Source organism: Streptomyces minutiscleroticus (genome assembly GCF_014650875.1).
GTDB classification, from domain to species: domain Bacteria; phylum Actinomycetota; class Actinomycetes; order Streptomycetales; family Streptomycetaceae; genus Streptomyces; species Streptomyces minutiscleroticus.
In genome coordinates this window covers 18,639-36,605 of the sequence record NZ_BMVU01000057.1, presented here as the reverse complement: position 1 = coordinate 36,605, position 17,967 = coordinate 18,639, and the positions used below count along the sequence as shown (strand labels likewise).

The following is a 17,967-nucleotide window of genomic DNA, read 5'->3' as shown; positions in this document are numbered from 1 at the left end:
GCGCCACCGCCGCGGTCATGACCGCCGCCGGCACCGTACTGCTGCTGTCCTGACCACCACCCCCGCGAGGGACTCCGCCCCGACGGGAGCACCCCGACGCCCCCGCAGCAGACACCCCGTGGCACCGGAAACCCGCGGGCACCCCCACCCGAGGACCGCTCCGAGCACGGCGGAACCGGCGCCGGGCATCGAGGCTGCGCGGGGAACCGCGGCTTCCGGCGGCGGACCCGATTCCGGCACGGAGCCGCGGCCGCCCTCCGATAAGGTGCGCCGCATGACCAGCGACGCCCCGGACTGTCCCGAGTGCCGTCAGCCCATGGAGTCCGGCGGCCTCGTGCTCTCCGGCCGGGAGGACGACAACCGGCGCGCCTGCCGCGCGTTGTGGAGGTGTCCCGAGCGGCACATCTGGTGGAACTGGGCCGATCGGCCGGACGAGCCCCTGGATGCCTGCCCGGTACCGGAACTGTTCCGCTGACGTCCAACGCCGGCCTCATCGGGTCAGAACGACCGCAACCGTCGACGATCGTCCATGTTCCCGGTGCATGCGGAAAGGCCCACCATTCCCGATCTCGGCGTCAGCCCGAGAACCGAGGAAGAGGTCACCCTCATGCGAGCCCTCGGCGTCGCGCTCATCGCCGCGATGGAGGAGGTACCCGAGAACGTCGACGCGGAGTAGCCACGGGCTCCTCCTGGGAGGAAGTCGTGGCCGTCGCCGGTCGCCCGGTTCAAGTCATGGTCGCGAACGGTCCGCAGCACCTCGTGGTTCTGCACGAATCCGCGACCGGTACGGGCACTCCAGGTGAGCGACAGCCTTGAGTGTCCGCCCGCGTGACGACGCGGCGGTCGACGGCGGTCAGCCCTGGCTGTCGTACGGAACCCAGGTGCGCTCGCCCGCGTCGTTCGTGCCGTACCAGTAGCGCTGTATCCCCTTGATGCCGCTGGTGCGGAACGGACGGCCGTGGTCGTCGATGCGGACCGTGCCGGTGCGGCCCTGGGAGGACCAGTCGAGTTCGAGGTACCAGCGGGCGTCGTAGGTCTGTGTCGTCGCGTCGACCAGCAGCACCTCCGGGTCCTCGGCGGAGACGCGGTACGGGAAGTGCGCGGCCGGAATGGTGTGTTCGCTGTCGGCGCCGTCCTTCGGGCGGGTGGTGGGGCGGTCGACGTCGAGGTCCACGGTGAAGCGGCGGGGTGTGAGTTCTCCGCCGCAGCCCTGGTCCATGGCGTAAGCGCTCCCGGCGGCCGGGGTGCCGCGGCTGACGACGCGGACGCGGAGCGCCTCCAGGACCACGGCCGTGGACGACCGTCCCTGCACCGAGATCTGCACCATCGTCCGCCGCCCGTGCACCGCGTCCTGCGTCGCCGCCCAGGCCCCGGCGTCCTGCTGCACCGGCGGCGGAGGAACCTGCGCCGGCGGCCTGTCGATGACGTAGTCGTGGCCGCAGCCCATGTCCCAGACCTGGGAGTCGGCGCTCCAGGTGAGGGGCGGGCCGGCGGCCGGCTTCGCGGACGCGGCGGGACCGCCGACGGTGGCGGACGGGACGGGGGCCTCCCGCCGGGGGGCGGGCGACGCGGAGCTCCGGGAAGCGGAGGGGGAAGCGGAGGGGGAGGTGGTGGCCGACGGTTCCGCCGAGCGGCGAGGTGTGCCGGGGGCGGCCGTCCGCGGGTCCGCGGAGCGGGAGGCGTCCGCCCCGGAGGAGCGGTCGTCCGACAGGGCGGACATGCTGCCCACAGTGGCGAGCAGCGCGCAGGCGACGGCGGTGGACGCCAGGACCCGTCGGCGGCGGTACCAAGGACGGGGCGCGGAGGAGGGAGCGGGTGCGGAGGCGGGCCCGCCCAGGTCGGAATGGTCCCCGGGCTGCTCCGCGGAGCTGCCCTGCTCGACGAGCGCCCCGCCCGCGTCCGGCGACGGTCCCGGCACCGGAACCGTCGCCTCCGTCGAGCCGCCCGTACGCACCCGCTGCCGGGCCGCCACCGCCGACAACCACAGCCGGTGCAGTTCGAGCCGCTCCTCCGGCGTCGCCTCGCAGAAGGCCGCGAGCCGCTCCACGGGCGCGAAGTCCTGCGGGACCGCCTCACCCGCGCAGTACCGGTGCAGCGTGGAGGTGTTCATGTTCAGGCGGCGGGCCAGAGAGCCGTAGCTCCGCTCCGTGCGGTCCTTCAGCCGGCGCAGCAGCGCCGCGAACTCCTCGACATCGTCCTGAACCGACACCGTTCCCCCGTCGTCCGCCCGCGATCGCGTATCCCAGGCACTCATATACCTGCACGTCAGATGGGCTGGGATGGTTCCACCACCGCGAAAAGGGCGGCAGTCGTTGCGCCGCGCTCCGGTGACCGCCGATGCTCTTGGTGTCGCACCGGCCAGGGCCGGACCGACCAGCCGGCGTCGGACGACGTCCGACACGCATGCACCGCGCTCACGCATTCACGCATTCACACCACATTCATTCACCGCACTCATTCACCGAGGGGACACCCATGCCCAAGCGCACCCGAGCAGGCGCGCTCCTCGCAGTCGCCGTCACGGGTTCGGCCGTGGCGCTCGCCGGACCGGCCGCCGCCGCTCCGAAGACGCCCGGCTTCCTCGCGGCCGCGGACCTGCCGACGCACCCCGCCTCCTCCTGGACGGCCGGCGAGGTCACCGCCGACGTACCGGAAGAGACGGACCGGGACGTCTGTCTGCGGGCCCTGCCGGGTCACGAGCCCGCGTGGCACCGCGACTTCCGCACCGATCTCGACACGAACGCCCGGCAGATCACCATGGTCCTGCCCGACACCCGCTCGGCGAGGCGACTGGTCTCGCGGCTGGACAAGGACATCACGTCCTGTGCGGCCCGCATCGAGCAGCAGGACCCGGACACCGAGGCCACCGGCAGGGACTACGGGACGGTGTCCGTCGAGGAGGGCGCCCGCGTCCACGGCGTCCACACCGAGACCTCCTGGGGCGCGAGCGACGTCCGCCTGCTGGCGGTCGGCCGGGACGGCCGCACCGTCACGGTCGTCAACTGGGCGCAGCTCGGCGGTTTCGAGGGTGCTCCGGTGAAGGCCTTCAAGCAGACGACCGCCAAGGCCGTGAACAAGCTCCACTGACGAAGCCGCCCAGGGCCGCCCTCCCGCCACGGGGGTCGGGAGGGCGGCCCGGCGCAGACGGTCACAGCACATCCCGACCACTCACTCACCCGACCAATCGAAAACGGGGAACAGACATGACCAGCAAGACCCGCACCGCCCTCACCGCCGGCGTCCTCTCCGTCGCCCTCGGCCTCGGCGCCACCGTCCAGGCCTCCGCCGGGACCCCGCGCAGCGTCAGCGGCAAGCCCTCCGACGACATCACCCGTATCGCCGACTTCTACGGCGCCTACATCGACGCGGTGACCGACGGGGACAGCGGCGACCTCGAGCAGGCCCTGCGCGGCCACTACCTCACCGCCGGCTTCCAGGAGGAGCTGAACGCCTGGGAGGAGAGGAACCACGCCAACGGCGTCCTGCGCGCCCAGAACGTGCCGCTCGCCTGGAAGGTCACCGACAACGGCGCCACCGACCACACACGGGCCGTGATCACCCTCACCTGGGGCGGGTCCAGCACGACCCAGCTGGTCGTCGACATGGCCCGCGACAGCCGCAGGATCTTCCGCATCGAGGAGAAGGGCATCGGCGGGAAGTAGCGGCCAGGCGGTTCCGTGTGGACCGGTCGGTGGGTGCCCCGAGACACCCGAGGGCCCCGTCGGCCTCCGTGCGCGGACCGGCTGACGGGCACCGCCGTCGTACGGCGGCGAGGTACGGCAGTCCGATGCGTGGGGGGACGACCTCGTTCGCCTCCTGCATCCAGGTCGTCGCCCGGTCGAGACGGCACTCCAGGACCATGAGGCGAACTCAGCGGCTGTGGCACCGCACGGTGGTTTCTCCCAGCGGGCTTCACAGTCTGAAGACTCCTCGCCAGGTCCATCCGGCACCGAGTACCGCGTTCTGCAGGGGGTCCGTCATCTCCCTCGTGTCGAAGCGGAAGACCTCGACCTTGTGTCGTCTGCCGTCGGGGCCCTGCCGGGTCTCCCACTGCCGGAACACCGCGGGCGCGTGGCCGCGTCCGTACTGCGTGCCGGCGTTGCCGGCCGGGCGGTTCTCCCACCGCTCATGGAGGAAGCGCACCTCTTGTTCGTCCGGCACCAGCCGCATTCTGGTCTTCAGGCGCACGCCCACGCGCTGGATGCGGCACTCGGCCACCAGGTCGGCCTTCTCGGCCGGCAGGGCGTTGCGTACACGGTAGGGCACCTCAGCCCCGTCGAGTGCGAGCAGCACGGCCCGGACCGCCGTGTGCGACAGCGGTGCGGTACGGCCGTCGGGATGCCTGGTGCCGGTCAGCTTGTTCCACAGGCCCATCCTGCGATTTTCGCAGGCTCGACGCCGGGACGGGTTCGTCGTCGACCGGTGGTCGGGATGCGGGGCGAGGGTTCCGTACGTTCCTCGCGGAGTGCGGGCTTGTGGCTACATGCCCGTCGGCCGGCCGCGCCTCCTGAGCGGCGGAGGCCGTTCCCGATGATGGGCGCGACGGTCAGCGTGGTCACCGCTTCGTGGTCCGGCACGGTGACTGCGCTCTTCCGGCCATGGCCGGCAGGTGGGCGAAGGATGAGGTCGCCCGAGGGCGGATGCGTCCGGGAGCGGGTGGGATCGGTGCAGCGACTCAGCACAGTGACTGGACAAGGAAGCGTCTCATCAGCGAACGCGCTGGTCAGAGCACCTTCATTCAATCGGGCAGCGACTGAAGCGACCCACCTTCCGGCTTACCGTTCAGAACGTTGTCCGTACGCAGCGCGGTGAGCGGTCCGGGGCGGCGCATCGGGACTCCCTTGAAGGAGGGACGTGTTCCGGCCTGCCGGGACGGTCACAGAGGCAGCGTTATCCCGAGTTCCTTCATGGCAGTCGACGGCGGACCGCCCTCGGAGCGCTCCGTCTTGTAGCCCTTCACCCGTGCGGTGAGCGTACGGGGGTCGACTGCTTCGGCAGGCGCCCCCTTGGCGTAGAGGCCGGCGGGTTCGCTGTCGCGGTCGTGCGGGAGCAGCCAGAAGACGCGACGGCGAAAAGTGCCCGAAGAACGGGAGGGCTTGGCTTCCGGCCCCAGCAGGGCGTACCCGACCATCCGCCCGTCACGGTGGTAGGCCGGCTTGCCCTTGCGCGTGGGCAGACGGTCCAGGCTCTGGCGGACGTAGTCGAGCGATTCGATGTCCTCCAGCCAGACGAGTTCGGTTTCGTGGCTGATCTCGTCCTCGGTGATCAGCGAGCTCACGAGGCGGCCTCCCTCTCCTCATCGGCCAGCAGTCCGATACCCGGGTAGTACTTGCGCTGGTTGGACAGAATCATCTCCTTGGGCGAGGCCAGCCCCGCCAGCTCACGGGCGCGGGCTGCGAACGCACGCGAGGACACTGCGGGTGCTCCCTCATTCTGACACCAGGACTTGTACGCCGCATACAGCCCTGTCTGCTCGGCACGCAACTCCGAGCGCAGAACGCAGCATTCCTCGAAGAAGCGCCCGGTGTGGTCCTCGGTCTCGGCGTAGGCGGTGGTGGCGATCCGGACGCGTTCGGGACCGGTCAGGTCGCGGTGGCCTGCGAGGTAACGACGGGCACCGTCGATGAGCCAGCCGAGGATGCCCGGGCCTTCCTCGGTGACGAGGATGTCGGCCAGGTTGTCGATTTTCCGGTCGTCGGACACCACGCGCTCGAAGGGGATCAGCCGCATACGGCGCCAGAACGCGAAGCCGCCTGTGCCCACTTCCGGTCGGTGGTTGCCCAGGAGCCAGAGTTTGTGGGTGGGCTGGAAACTGAAGAAGTCCTGGCGCATGCGCCGGGCTTTGATGCGGTCACCGCCGGTGAGCAGCTTCACCCGGGCTTCGTCGAACTTGTCGCCGGGCTTGACCTCGGAGCAGACGATGACGCGTCGTCCGTGGAGCTCGGCGAGATCGGTGGGATGGCCCTCGAAGGGCCGGGCCATGAGGAAGCCGGGCGGGGCGGCGTCCGCGTAGTCACCGAGAAGCTTCATCAGTACGTCCAGCAGGACGGACTTACCGTTCTTGCCGGAACCGAACAGGAAGGGCAGCACCTGGCCGCCGACGTCGCCGGTGATGGAGTAGCCGAGCAGCAGTTGCAGGTAGGAGATCATCTCCTGGCCCTCGGCGTCCTCGCCGAAGGTGTCGGAGAGGAACCTCGTCCACCGGGGCGTAGGCACGTGCTCGGGACCGACCGTGGTCGAACGCGAGTGGAAGTCCATGTTCGGATCGGGGGCCTTCGCCAGCCCTGTCCGCAGGTCCACGATGCCGTCCGGCGTACACAGAGCGTAAGGGTCGGCATCCAGCAGGGATGCGTTGAGGACCATGCCCGGGGCCGACTTGGCCTGGGTGAGCATGGCGTTGATGCCGGTGGTGGACAACGCCCGGCGGCGGTGCTGTCCCAGCGCCTGAGTGGTGAAGACGCCCCGGGGGTCGTGAACGGCGATGTTCTCGGCCAGATCGCCGGCCGCCCACAGAACGGTGTCGTCCTCGTCGATCTGCCAGCGGGTGGTGTCCCACCGGTACCAGCCGATGCCCGGCACGTGCCGGTAGTCGTTGGCGTACAGCTTGACGAACAGCTTGGCATTGCCGCGGTCGGACAGCGTATCGGGCAGCAGTCCCGCCGCCGTCGCCTCACCGGCGGGGGGCTCTTCGGTGGTGACCGGCACGGACACGGACACCTTCCCTTGGGCGCGGATCTGAGCGGCCACGGCTTCGGGGTCGAAGTCGAAGAGGGTCTCGTTACGAGGGGATGTCACGGGCATCCCCCGCTGGCGTAGAGAGGCTTCGCAAGGCCGGCGGCCAGGCCACTGCGGATGATCTGTTCGCAACGGCGTTCCTGATGCGGACGCGCGGCCACCGCCGTCTCCAGCAAGGCGTGCTCCGCCTCCTCTTTGGACAGACGGCCGGCCGCGACGAGGCCACCGAGGGTGTATGCGGCACGGTTGAGGGCGTCGGAGAAGCCCGCTCCTTCCGTGACCCGGCCGCAGGCCTCGACCGGGGCCAGAACGGCTGTGAGGGTCTGCTGGGCACGCCGGCGGCCGCCGCCTGCGGCAATGACCGCCTGCTGGGCGCGAGGGGGCACCAGGCGGGGAGCGGAGACCTGGCGCTCGGGCAGGTGGCCGGTGCGCTCGAGCTCCTGCGCGAGCCAGGCGGGGAGCGGTGCCGGTTCCCGGACGTCGCCGACCGGCACATAGGCGCCGCTGAGGGTGGTGGTCCCGGGCGCGACGATGTAGCCGCCGTGGGCGCGCACGTCGACCTGCCAGGCCAGGGCCCGGCCCATGCCGGAACCTGCGGAGCACTGCCACTGCCGGTCGTCGGTCGCCCGGTACCAGACGTGCAGGCCACCAGAGGGGGTACGCACCCGCAGCGTCGTGTCGTCCTCAGCGGGACTGGGCCGGCCCCGGAGCGCGGCCAGGACGGCCAGCGTGTGGAAGCCGCTGGCCAGCCCGGTGAGGTCCACATGGTCGGCGATGGGGATTCCGGGCAGGATCCGGTCCCGGCCCGGCGGCTGGGCGGGATGGGCGTCGATGTCGATGACGACCAGCCCGGCCGGACCGCAGGCGACGCCTACGCCGAACTCCGGGTGGGGGCCCCACCACTGTTCGATGCGCTGGGGGTCCAGCGTGGCCGCATGGAACCCGTGGCACCAGCGGCCGGCGGGAAGGCAGGGGCAGTTCGCGGGCTTGTGGGAGGAGGCGCGGCATTCCGCGCAGTTCGCGGTGGGCGTCTTGCGACCGGAAGCCAGAGGATGGACCGGCCAGCCACGGCGCGCGCACCAACGCGCAGTGGCCAGTGATCGCCCAGCGACTGAAGGACCAGTAGCCGGCGACTCTGGGTCGCTGGGGGAAAACTGCAGCTCAGCAGACATCTGGACCCCCTGACAGCGACCGAAGCGACTCAACGATGGACACAGACTAGCGAATGTGACGGCTGAGGCCATGGAGCACATGCAAAGAACCTTTAAACCGTGTCGATGATGCGACCGGTCCGACGGTCTCCAGCGACCCAACGCAGACCGCAGCGACCGGGCCGCGTTCGGTCGCTGTTCTGGAGCCACCCGGAAAATACCTGTTCAGAAAGGGTGCGCATCCCAAAACAGCGACTGAAGCGACTGAAGGCTCCTATATATGACGCACACGCGCACGCACGAATGTCTTCATATACCCCGACCTTGGGTCGCTTCAGTCGCTTCCCTCTTCTTACAACCCATCTGACCTGCACTTTTGCGCTCGACTGCAGAGCGACTGAAGAACCCCCCGGTCGCTGAGTCCTCAGTCGCTGCGCCAAGGACGGGCTGCTCTCAGCGACCGAGCGACTGAAGCGACCCAAGCGTGAACCTCCCCGCCCTGCCCGGGCAGGTACTGCATGCCGCCCGGACTCGGCGACCCGGCCCACTCGGCGATCGACCAGCAGCTCTTGCCCGGCAGGCCCGACCACACGGCTCTCATCCGGCACCGGTGTTCGACCCGCGCGAACCGGCCGGCCACCCGGCCCGTCTTGAGGACTCCCCGCAGCTCACCGGGTTCACCTGCTGGCCGTCCTGTTCCCGGCGGCCGACGCCCCGATCAGGAAGTCGTTCTGCGGCAGCGCGTACCGGACCCTGTTGGTGTGCGACGCCGAGGGAGTGCGCCTGGGTATCGCGACCGGGAGAAGCCGGTGGAGACTACGCCGCGCGATCGGGAAGGCGGACGCGAACGCCGCGCGAGGTGTTCCCGGGCCCCGTGTGAGCCGTGCGGCCCGGGCGCACCTGGGCCGTGCCCCGGGGCGAGGGTTCGTCGTCCGTACGGCCCTCGTCTTCCTGCTTCCGACCGTGGCCGGGAGCCTGTACGTGGCGGCTGTACGTCGAATCGGCGGGCAGTGGGTCTCCCCCGCGGTGACTGGTGAGCCCGCCCGGCCCCTCGGGATCACGATCTACCGCTGAAGTCAGGTGCGGCACCGAGGTGCCGCAGGGAGCAGGCTCTGCCGGGGCTCGCAGCCTGCGGTGGTTCAGATTCTCCAGGAGCGCAGCGCACCGGCGACGTCGTAGACGCTCAGGCGGGTGTCCCGGATCTTGCGTACCAGCTCGGACAGAGCTCCGTAGGGCGGATCGACGCCTTCCCCGGACTGGTCCATGTACTGGGCGGCGACGAATGCGGCGTAGAGGGAGTTCCGATGCGGAAGTGGCTCAAGGCGCACGATGGTGTGCAGCAATGCGGCCGCGCGCCAGGCGGCATCGGGATCCGAGGCATCAAGCGTCGGCATCTTCGTCTTGTGCCGAGCGACGGCCGCCACCAACGCGGAGTAGTCCGCGACCGTCACGTCCTCGTGTCCGAGGGCGGCCTCCTGGACGTCCAGCAGCCAGGAGACATCGATGTGCAGTGCTCCACTCATCAGGCGGCGGTGGCTCCACGGTCGCGCTGGGAGGGAGGGACCTCGTCGGGAAAAGCGTCGTCGAACTCGGCGCGCAGCTTGTCCGCCCATGAGGTGGCGCCGGCAACGAACCGCTTGCGCTGCATCTCACGCACACCGAGATCGTGAAGATACTGCTTCAGGCTCTTGCCCTCGGCGGCGGCGGCCGCGCGCACGCCTTCCATCTCTTCGTCGGTGAAGGACACATTCAGCGATGGCATGGCTCTGATGGTACCTACTTGGTACCTGGGCGCGCCAGGCCGTGTTGAGACCACGTGCCCGAGGTAGTGCGCAAGGCGATCAGTGCGCCTATTGATTGACCGGATCGGCTGAGCGGCTCTCTGGCGGCCTATCTCGACCCCGAAGGTCGGACCACCCCGGGAAGGTCGCGTTCGGCCGCGAGAGGCGCCATTCTGCAGGTCGCTTTTCAGGGCAAGTGCCCGAAAAGGGCGAATCCAGCGGGCACCGAGCGAGCTGAGTTGCGACAGAGTCACTCGCCGGAAGGCGGCAACGGAAGTATCCGTGCAGACGCTTCCATCGCGACATGACGCCGAAGGACCGCTCACCTCGCCGGAACCGGCGCAGCGTCGAGAAGCACGCCGACATCGAGCTTCTTCGTACAGACCTTGACGTACGACGAGGTCCTGGGACCGCAACCGATCGTTGGCTCATGATCCGGGAGCAGTACCGGTCACGGACCGGAGCATGTGCTCCACGACGGGGAGAGGCAGCGCCGGGTGCTGGGCCGCGGTCTGTGCGGTGTCTGCGTCCCGGAGCAGCCGGACCAACACATGCGCGGGGAGGTGCGGGTGCCTGACGGCCGCATGGCGTATGTGCTCGTGCGGGTCGTCCAGCAGCCGTATCGCGGATACGACCGACAATCGGGATTCGGGTCGTCGGCGTAGCGGAGGAGGCCGCTGCGGGGGAAGTTCGGATGGCCGTGGGGGCGGTCGGGAACGCTGAGACTGCCGGTCCACCACTGCCAGACCTCCAGCAGCATGTCGGCGGGTGCGTCGTCGCAGGATTCGGCGAGGAAGAGGCGCACGACACGGTCTTCGTCCCCGGCCAGACGTTCCACGACATCCGGGGGAAGAGTCTTGGCCTGGGCGACACTCCTGCGGACGAGGGGATGGGAGGACGCGGCCAGACGGCGCATGGCGTCCGCATCGTCGTGCAGCGCCACGACCCAGTCGAGCGGGTGGTAATGGACGTTCGGGTCGAAGTCGATGTCGACGCGTGCTCGTTGTTCCTCGGTGAGGTCGGGACGTTTGGAGACTTCGAAGCGGACGGCTCTGTCGGCGTCCCGGCCAAGGAACGCCACCAGGTCCGCCGCCAGGTGCGGGTTGCCCGCCAAGGAACGCCGCTGGGCCGGATCGCCGTGACGGATCAGGTGTTCGGAGAGGTCGCGTGCCAGGCGGCACTCCCTCACCGCGCGGTCCGTGGACCCAAGGAAGTCGAAGACCGCCCGAGGCATCGGGTGATCCTGGTGGTGCTGAAGCAGTGCCTCGACGCGGACCTCGTCCGAGGGGTCGTCGAGGAGCCCTCGGCGTATCCGGTCCTCCAGGTGCGGCCAGGCCCTTCGGCAGGCCGCAGCCCGTACGGACGGATCGACGTCGGTGGCCAGGACGGTGAGGACGTGCGCGGGCAGGCCAGGAAGACGAGCGGCCTCTTCCCGGACGCGGGCCGAGGGGTCAGCGGCAAGCTGCTCGTACGCGGAATCGGTCAGTTCGGCACGCCGGTCGGCCGCGAGCATGGTGAGGATCCAGCGGTGCCGGGCGTCCCGCTCCCCCAGGATCAGGCGAACCCACTGCTCAGTCGTGATGTTCGCCTGGACCTCGGCCAGCTGCTGCCGCACCTTCCGGTCCGGGTGGGCCATGGCCGCCTCCACGACCGCCGTCGGCAGCGGCCGGTACAGGAGAGAGCGCGACCGGCCCAGCAGGCCGGCCCGCAGGTCATCGGGGACGGACGGATTGAGCGCCAGCCCATCTCCCCACACCTCGCGCAGCCTGGCCGGCGGCCTCGGTCCCTTGAGCAGGGACGCCCAAGCAGTGGCCCGTTCCTGCGGGCTCTCCTGAACTGCCGCCTCCGCGGCCCGCTCCTGGCGCTCACGGATGCGGTCCACCACGATGAGCCAGACCGCGTACTCCTCGGTGGTCACCCCCAGCAGGGTGTCCCCGTCCGTCGCCAGAGCGACGAACTCCGGCTGACCCGGTCGCTCGCCGAGCACCCCGGCGAGATCCCACCGGTCGGTGAGCCTCACGCGCGTCCAGCGTCTGGGAGCGCACCCCGTCCAGTTGCCGGCGACATCGATGAGGAAGACTCCGTCCTCACCGATGACTCCGTTCTCGGTCGCGAGCCGGTGCCACTGCGCGTTGAGCTCGGCCACCAGGTCGGGCCGGTCGTCCCGTACCGCCACGGTCGGCTCGACCCTGCTCCCGACGACCGGCCGCCACGCGGCCCGGGGCGGCAGCACCTCCTCGGTCCCCCACTCCCCCACGATCTCCAGCCCGGCACGCTGCAGCAGTTCCGCGAGTTCATCCCTCCCACTTGTCACAGGAGCCCATCCTTCCTGAAGTGCTCCCCCACATCCCCAACAGGTGTCGGACGACCGGAGAGCTACTCGTCGACGTCTGAGAACGACGGCGTGCTCCACACCGGAGTCCCGGCGCCCGTGCCCGTAGCCCGTGCGGTGTCTCCCCCAAAACCTAGGTGCATGCAGTCGCCCCCGAGGGCCATCGCACTCCTCGGGCACCGGTGACATGGAGATCGCGGGCAAGAGGCGCTGCTCGCTATTACGCCGTAATACGAGGAGGCCGCGAGCAACTGCGGAGCCCTCCCCTATTACGACGTAATAGGTCCGACGAGAAGGGTGCGCACCGGCATGCTGCGGCCAAGCCCTCGGCGATACCGGGGCGGCGAGGTGCCTGTCGAAGGGAGAGGGCGTGACGGACCAACATGAGACGAGGCACCCAGTAGTGGCACGGAGTCGAAGGCATTCCCCCTCACCTCGTCACGCAGGCCCCTGCAAGTGACGTGACGGAGAGGAGGACAGGCAGAAGCCGCGCAGCGAACACTGGTTCGCTGTATGCGGGGCAGCCGACACCGCCGCAGACCGTTCAGAGAGCGGCCCGGCTACACCGCAAGGCCCGCCGCCAGTGCCTGAACCCCGCCACAAGACGGCACTGGTCTCATGCGCGAGCACGACTTCATCGCGTACGGGGACTTGCAGACCCGCACCACGAGCCAGGCGCCGTGCCCGAACCGGGTCCTGAGAGAAGTCGTCACACAACCTGCTGAGGCTTGGAAGACGTGTCGCTCTATTACGACGTAATAGCTCAGACGTCATGACGAACGTCCCTGTCCTGGTCGTCCCTGTCCTGGTCCGACTCATAGGGCTGTCGGTGCCGAGAACCCGGCCGACGACCCCCACAAGCTCTACCGCCGACTCGCTACGGTCGGCCCGCCACCGGCGGCGGAAGGCGGCGGCAGGCGCCCTGGAGCGGATGGGCAAGGCATGGCAGGTCAGCTCAGCGATGGTGACAGCCGAAGATCTGTCGGTGGGTGATTCACATTCTGTGAATCACCCACCGACAGGGCAGACTGACTCCATGGCGCGACCCACCCGAAAGTCAGCTGACCCCACAAAACCGCTGCTCAGGCGTCCTTCTCGTATCGGCAGCCTTGATACTGAAGCGTTGATCGGAATGCTGCGTCACCTGCACGAAACAGCTGAGGACCCCGACGTCGAGCGGATGCCGGCCGACGACGAACTGTTCCGGGCCCTGCTCTATCTCGAAAGTCATGCGCACGTACTGAAGGATCAGGATGCGCGTCGCAAGGCGGCGCTTGAACGCGTACGGCTGTGGGAGTACCTCCGGGAACAAGCGGACCGTCACCAAGCAAGGGCCATCGCTGATGCGCGTGCTGCGCAGGCTCAGTGGACGGACCTGGCACCCGTACTCGCCGTCAACACCCCCAGCGCGGCGTACAACAAGGCCGCCCGTTTGAAAGCGGCCACTCTTGCCGACGATCCGCACAACAACCAACCGGTACGCCGCACCCCGGAAGCGGTAGCCGAAGCCGAGCGGCAACGTGCTGCCCGTGCTGCCGCCGAGCATCGCGCGCGGCAGGAGGCATCTCGTCGGCACATGCTGTTGGTGCCGGTGGCCCGGCAGCTCCTGGAGCACCGGGACGACTTTGTCGATGATGAAGAGGCCGACTACTGGCTGGACGAGATCGCCGAGGTTCTCCCCTACTGTGAGACGCCAACCCAGAAGGTCAGTCTCTCCACCTACGTCGAGGCCGCTGTTCGCGAGCTGCAGAGGGCGGAACGGCGTACTGCTCTGCCTGCTGCGGCCACGGATGAGGCGCGGCGTGCGCTCGCCGCGGCGGCCCAATTGGTCTCGCGCTGACTGAGCCGAAGCCTGAATACGCCAGCCTGTAGACGCCGACGAAGCCTTCGCCGCTTGCGCCAGGCGTCTGGTGGCGGTCCGGCGGCGGACGCTGTGCAAGGCGTATGGCGTGAAGTGTCCGCTAGCTGCTGTCACTCCCCCGCGGTCGGTTATTACGTCGTAATGGGGTGAGGGGGAAGGCTGACGGACGTGCCGTCTCTCCGTCAGGCACGAGTTGCGTGGCGGCTCTGTCAAAGAGCTGACGTTGACACACCATGTGGAGCAGGCATGGCGCCGCCATGGCACGGCAGCCGTGTCTGGTGATCTCTGAGCGTTCTTCCAGCGGGTCAAGGCTGAGAAGACGCCGAACTGTCCGGGGTGTCGTTCGGCGGGCCGGCCGACACAGTCGACTTTCCCGGCACGACGACGGCTGCCGCTGGAACGCCACTCCACACGACCCCGTCACCCGGGTCGCCTGCAGGATGTCGGTCACATCAAGGTGCATCAGCACCGGTCGGTGACCGGCAGGCCAGAAGGCAACTGACCGGTACTACAAGGTCCGTCGTCAGCGCCTGGACCAGGTTGCACCCGAATCCCGACGCGCCGGGCGGCTTCCTGGCCAATGGAGCCGGTGTGAAGGCCGGGCCCGACCGATCGGCCCTGGATACCGGACGGGAAGTGAGTGCTGTGGACCTCCGCTGCACTTCTCGCACTTGCCCCGCACGCGGGTACGTTCGGCGGAGGACCGGCCCACTCAGGCAGAGTCCCGTTGTCAGACCTGCGGCCACATCACGCGTGCTGACACGGTGGGCGCCCTGAAAGTCCTACGGTCCAGGCCGGGCCGGTCCGGCGCGAAGCCCGATCGGCATAGCGAGAAGCCCCTCATTCGTGAGGGGAGAAGTCCTGGTTTCGAGCAGCGTCGGTCGTTCAGGGTGCAGCCGCGAGCCCTGGGCATGGCTCGTCCTGGGGGAGGGGATGGGGGATTCCCTGGCGGCTCTTCGACTGCTGCGCCCGGCGCTGCGCGGTCGTCCTGGAGAGGATGATGGACCTGGACAGGATGGTGGAGCAGGCACGGTCGACGGCGGATCCGTTCCCGAGCGCATGCGGTCGATGCCTGTAATGCTCATCCGCCGCCGTATGAGGGGACCGCGGATGGCGCATGTCCTAGGAGTGCCGGCTGCTGCTCTATTACGGCGTAATAGGTTCTGCGCTCGCGGTGTTGGGGTGGTGCCCTATTACGTCGTAATAGGGCACCACCCCAACACCCAGGGGGCGAGTCTGCCTAACTAACGTGTCGGTGACTCGAAGGATCTTGCACGTTAGTAAGGTGTCCTCTATGACTTCGCCTTCCTCTTCAGGCGACCGCGAGAAGGTCGTCTCCAAACTGCCAGGATGGCTCCGGCAGGATCTCAAGGTGAGAGCCGCTCAGCACGGCATCGAGATCCAGACCGCCGTTGAGCAGGGCATTCAGGCCTGGATCGGCCTTGCCTCCACACCCGAGAACATCGACACCTCCGGCGCGGACTCCTTCGCCACCTTCCTCCCCGAGGGCCAGTGGGAGGCCTTCAAGACCACCGCGACCGACCGCCGCGTGTCCCTCATCCAGGGGCTCGCACAGTCCGTGCAGCTGTGGCTCGACACCAACCCCGCTCCTCACATCGAGCGGCCTGCCGTCACCCGCCGCATCGTCGTCTGCAACCAGAAGGGCGGCGTCGGCAAGACCGCTATCACCGCCGGAACCGGGGAAGCGCTCGCGGAGGACCCCAACACCCTGCACCCGGTACGGGTGGCCAAAGCACTCACCACCGCCCTGCGCGCCAGCGCGGCACACACCGACGACGCCGAGCAGGGCAATGAGCGACTCGACGTCGAGAATCTGCCGGGACTCGGGCTGCGGGTCCTCCTCGTCGACTTCGACCCGCAGTGCCACCTCACCAACCAGCTGGGGGCCACCCCCCTGCCCATGAACGGTGACAGTCTCACCAACCACATGGCCGGCGATCCCAAGGGGGATCTCCGGGACCTGATCGTGTCCGTGGACGACGAGACCTTCGGCGGCCGACTGCACCTGCTGCCCGCCTGTCACGACGCCTTCCTCCTCGACGTACGCCTGTCCGCCGTGCGGGCACGGGAAGCCGCGCTCGAACGCGCCCTGCTCCCGCTCGAGAAGGACTACGACGTCATCCTCGTGGACTGCCCGCCCAGCCTCGGCCTGAGCATGGACGCGGCCGCCTACTACGGGCGCCGCCGCGAAGGCGAACGGCCCGGCCAGTCCGGCGCTCTCATCGTCGTCCAGGCCGAGGACAGCTCCGCCGACGCCTACGACCTCCTCACCAACCAGATCGAAGACCTCCGGAACGACCTCGCCCTGGACATCGACTACCTCGGCATCGTCGTCAACCTCTACGACGGCCGCCGCGGCTACATCGCCACCTCGTCCCTCCAGGGATGGGTCGACATAAAGGACCCTCGGGTCGTCGGACTCATCAGTGACCTGAAGGAACAGAAGGAAGCCGTGCGCATGAAGCAGCCTCTGCTGTCCTACGCCCCCACCTCACAGCAGGCGGTCGGTATGCGCGCACTCGCACGGGAGATTTCATGAGCAAGGCCGACCAACTCGGAGCCGGACGTTTCGGCGCAGCCGCCAGGCCGGTCAGCGCCCGCCGCGCGGCCATCGGCGCCGCCACCGGCGTGCCCACCGAAGGAGTCGCCCCTCCCACCCGGCTGCCCGTGATGCGCATCAGCCCCAACCCCGACAACCCGCGAACCACACTCGGTGACCTCAGCGAACTCGCCGGCAGCCTCAAGGAGCACGGCCAGAAGCAGGCCATCACGGTCATGAACCGCGATGCCTATCTCAAGGCCAACCCCGAGCGAGAAGCAGAACTGGAAGCTGACACCACGCACGTCGTCGTCGACGGCAGCAGCCGACTGGCCGCCGCACGGGAAGCAGGCCTCAGCCATCTCAATGTGATGGTCGACGACGACCAGGGCGATGACGGTGACGCCATTCTGGAGTCCGCGCTGGTCGCCAACGTTCATCGCCAGGATCTGCAGCCTCTCGATGAAGCCCGGGCCCTGCAGCGCCTGCTCGCCATCCACGGCTCCCAGAGCAAGCTGGCCAAACGTCTCCACAAATCCCAAGGCTGGGTCTCCCAGCGCCTGACCCTGCTCAACCTCACCCCCGAACTCCAACAGCGCATCGGCCAGGAACCGATCGACCTGCTTCGCGCAGTCGGCAACAAGCCCCAAGAGGAGCAGCAGCCCGCGCTCGAAGAACTCAAGGCACAACGCGCCCGCCAGGAGGCAGAACGGCAGGAACGCAAGCAGGCCAAGGCCGCGAAGCCCCAAGAATCCGCGGAACGAGAACCCGCGGAGAAGGCGCAGCCGACAGCCGCCCCCTATTACGACGTAATAAGGGAGGACACGGCACAGCAGCATGAGAACGATGCCGCCGAAGCCGAGTCCGACGACAAGCCGATCGAGAACACCGCTCCACCGGCTCCGGAGCAGCAGAAGGTACAGAAGACAGGGGTACAAGAAACAGGGGTACAGAAGACAGAGGTACAGAAGGTCTCCGAACCGGCTGCTCCGCACAGCGAAACCGTCCCGGAGCCCCGCAGTGACAGCACAACCAGTAGTGCTGCAGCGGTCGAGACCGGGTCTCGGACATTGCCGAAGCTTCCGTACGACGACGGTGCCTTCCTGGCCATGCACCTGATCCGGAAGATGAACGATGTCGAGTTCGACAAGATGCTGACCATCTTGATCGAGCACCAGAACAAGCGTGCTGCGTCCAGCACCACAGACGCTTGAACACCCTGTCCTGCGTGAGTCCTCGCCGTCCGTGTTACGGCGGGGACTCACGCTTGACGCCGCCGCGAGCACTCTCCTGACCCGAACCCCTATTACGCCGTAATACTGATCTCTGCGGTGCCCCGTGTGCGGGCGCACCGCAGAGGAGAAACGGCCCACCCAGGCGGCCTTCCTCTGCGTCTCGTACGACCACAAGCCCACGCCGGCACAGCGGGCGCGCCCTGATGCTCTACGGGCCGGGGCGGCCGCAGCGAAGCCGCACCGACACAGCGAGAAGTCCCCGCACGTCATGTGGGGGAGGGGGGCAGGCAGTCGCAGTCGGGGGAGTGCTGG

General features: G+C 68.7%; 15 protein-coding genes. 7 read left to right on the top strand and 8 right to left on the bottom strand.

The annotated features are described in order from the left end of the window. Positions 1–274 precede the first annotated feature (274 nt). Entirely contained in the window at positions 275–475 is a 201-nt protein-coding gene (locus IE271_RS33780; protein WP_190194300.1) for a dehydrogenase, read from the top strand. Positions 476–538: 63 nt separating this feature from the next. Further along, positions 539–676: a hypothetical protein gene (locus IE271_RS33775; protein ID WP_190194299.1), complete on the top strand. Its 138-nt coding sequence runs from the start codon at positions 539–541 to the stop codon at positions 674–676. Between the two features lie 177 nt (positions 677–853). Here the strand turns inward: IE271_RS33775 and IE271_RS33770 are convergent, their stop codons facing one another. Then, complete coding sequence (locus tag IE271_RS33770; RefSeq protein ID WP_373308879.1) at positions 854–2,254, bottom strand: helix-turn-helix domain-containing protein; 1,401 nt, start codon at positions 2,252–2,254, stop codon at positions 854–856. 221 nt (positions 2,255–2,475) lie between these two features. Here IE271_RS33770 and IE271_RS33765 point away from each other — a divergent pair, with 221 nt between their 5' ends. Continuing rightward, complete coding sequence (locus IE271_RS33765; protein WP_190194297.1) at positions 2,476–3,087, top strand: hypothetical protein; 612 nt, start codon at positions 2,476–2,478, stop codon at positions 3,085–3,087. 116 nt (positions 3,088–3,203) lie between these two features. Beyond that, positions 3,204–3,662, top strand: a complete 459-nt coding sequence (locus tag IE271_RS33760; RefSeq protein WP_190194296.1) for a hypothetical protein — start codon at positions 3,204–3,206, stop codon at positions 3,660–3,662. A 250-nt stretch (positions 3,663–3,912) separates the two neighbouring features. On the opposite strand, the gene IE271_RS33755 is transcribed toward IE271_RS33760, so the two are convergent. The 7 genes from IE271_RS33755 to IE271_RS33725 form a co-directional block, all read right to left on the bottom strand. Beyond that, entirely contained in the window at positions 3,913–4,374 is a 462-nt protein-coding gene (locus IE271_RS33755) for a hypothetical protein (RefSeq protein WP_190194295.1), read from the bottom strand. A gap of 502 nt (positions 4,375–4,876) precedes the next feature. Beyond that, positions 4,877–5,278, bottom strand: coding sequence for a DUF6009 family protein (locus tag IE271_RS33750; protein ID WP_190194294.1), 402 nt, complete (start codon positions 5,276–5,278; stop codon positions 4,877–4,879). Further along, entirely contained in the window at positions 5,275–6,801 is a 1,527-nt protein-coding gene (locus IE271_RS33745; protein ID WP_190194293.1) for a DNA primase family protein, read from the bottom strand. Before IE271_RS33745 ends, IE271_RS33750 begins: the two co-directional genes overlap by 4 nt. Then, complete coding sequence (locus IE271_RS33740) at positions 6,792–7,907, bottom strand: bifunctional DNA primase/polymerase (RefSeq protein WP_190194292.1); 1,116 nt, start codon at positions 7,905–7,907, stop codon at positions 6,792–6,794. Before IE271_RS33740 ends, IE271_RS33745 begins: the two co-directional genes overlap by 10 nt. A 1,118-nt stretch (positions 7,908–9,025) precedes the next feature. Next, positions 9,026–9,409: a toxin Doc gene (locus IE271_RS33735; protein WP_190194291.1), complete on the bottom strand. Its 384-nt coding sequence runs from the start codon at positions 9,407–9,409 to the stop codon at positions 9,026–9,028. After that, on the bottom strand, positions 9,409–9,648 hold the full coding sequence (locus IE271_RS33730; protein WP_190194290.1) for a hypothetical protein: 240 nt from the start codon (positions 9,646–9,648) through the stop codon (positions 9,409–9,411). The genes IE271_RS33735 and IE271_RS33730 overlap by 1 nt, the downstream gene beginning before the upstream one ends. Before the next feature lie 470 nt (positions 9,649–10,118). After that, positions 10,119–11,981 carry an amino acid adenylation domain-containing protein gene (locus IE271_RS33725; RefSeq protein WP_229919737.1) on the bottom strand — a complete coding sequence of 621 codons (1,863 nt, stop codon included), beginning with the start codon at positions 11,979–11,981 and terminating at the stop codon, positions 10,119–10,121. Positions 11,982–13,035: 1,054 nt separating this feature from the next. Between IE271_RS33725 and IE271_RS33720 the strand changes: the two genes are divergently transcribed. The 3 genes from IE271_RS33720 to IE271_RS33710 all read left to right on the top strand — a co-directional run bounded on the left by IE271_RS33720 (position 13,036) and on the right by IE271_RS33710 (position 17,634). After that, a complete protein-coding gene (locus IE271_RS33720; RefSeq protein ID WP_229919736.1) occupies positions 13,036–13,839 on the top strand; it encodes a hypothetical protein in 804 nt (267 codons plus the stop codon). Between the two features lie 1,315 nt (positions 13,840–15,154). Further along, on the top strand, positions 15,155–16,420 hold the full coding sequence (locus tag IE271_RS33715) for a ParA family protein (RefSeq protein ID WP_190194289.1): 1,266 nt from the start codon (positions 15,155–15,157) through the stop codon (positions 16,418–16,420). Then, positions 16,417–17,634, top strand: a complete 1,218-nt coding sequence (locus tag IE271_RS33710) for a ParB/RepB/Spo0J family partition protein (RefSeq protein WP_190194288.1) — start codon at positions 16,417–16,419, stop codon at positions 17,632–17,634. The genes IE271_RS33715 and IE271_RS33710 overlap by 4 nt, the downstream gene beginning before the upstream one ends. The last annotated feature ends 333 nt before the right edge of the window (positions 17,635–17,967 follow it).

What these genes read in the sequence shown, in the direction of transcription:
- IE271_RS33755 (WP_190194295.1), bottom strand. Translation starts at nt 4,374, where the DNA reads ATGGGCCTGTGGAACAAGCTGACCGGCACCAGGCATCCCGACGGCCGT.
- IE271_RS33720 (WP_229919736.1), top strand. Translation starts at nt 13,036, where the DNA reads ATGGCGCGACCCACCCGAAAGTCAGCTGACCCCACAAAACCGCTGCTC.
- IE271_RS33715 (WP_190194289.1), top strand. Translation starts at nt 15,155, where the DNA reads ATGACTTCGCCTTCCTCTTCAGGCGACCGCGAGAAGGTCGTCTCCAAA.
- IE271_RS33710 (WP_190194288.1), top strand. Translation starts at nt 16,417, where the DNA reads ATGAGCAAGGCCGACCAACTCGGAGCCGGACGTTTCGGCGCAGCCGCC.
- IE271_RS33730 (WP_190194290.1), bottom strand. Translation starts at nt 9,648, where the DNA reads ATGCCATCGCTGAATGTGTCCTTCACCGACGAAGAGATGGAAGGCGTG.
- IE271_RS33745 (WP_190194293.1), bottom strand. Translation starts at nt 6,801, where the DNA reads ATGCCCGTGACATCCCCTCGTAACGAGACCCTCTTCGACTTCGACCCC.
- IE271_RS33765 (WP_190194297.1), top strand. Translation starts at nt 2,476, where the DNA reads ATGCCCAAGCGCACCCGAGCAGGCGCGCTCCTCGCAGTCGCCGTCACG.
- IE271_RS33740 (WP_190194292.1), bottom strand. Translation starts at nt 7,907, where the DNA reads ATGTCTGCTGAGCTGCAGTTTTCCCCCAGCGACCCAGAGTCGCCGGCT.
- IE271_RS33770 (WP_373308879.1), bottom strand. Translation starts at nt 2,254, where the DNA reads ATGAGTGCCTGGGATACGCGATCGCGGGCGGACGACGGGGGAACGGTG.
- IE271_RS33780 (WP_190194300.1), top strand. Translation starts at nt 275, where the DNA reads ATGACCAGCGACGCCCCGGACTGTCCCGAGTGCCGTCAGCCCATGGAG.
- IE271_RS33760 (WP_190194296.1), top strand. Translation starts at nt 3,204, where the DNA reads ATGACCAGCAAGACCCGCACCGCCCTCACCGCCGGCGTCCTCTCCGTC.
- IE271_RS33735 (WP_190194291.1), bottom strand. Translation starts at nt 9,409, where the DNA reads ATGAGTGGAGCACTGCACATCGATGTCTCCTGGCTGCTGGACGTCCAG.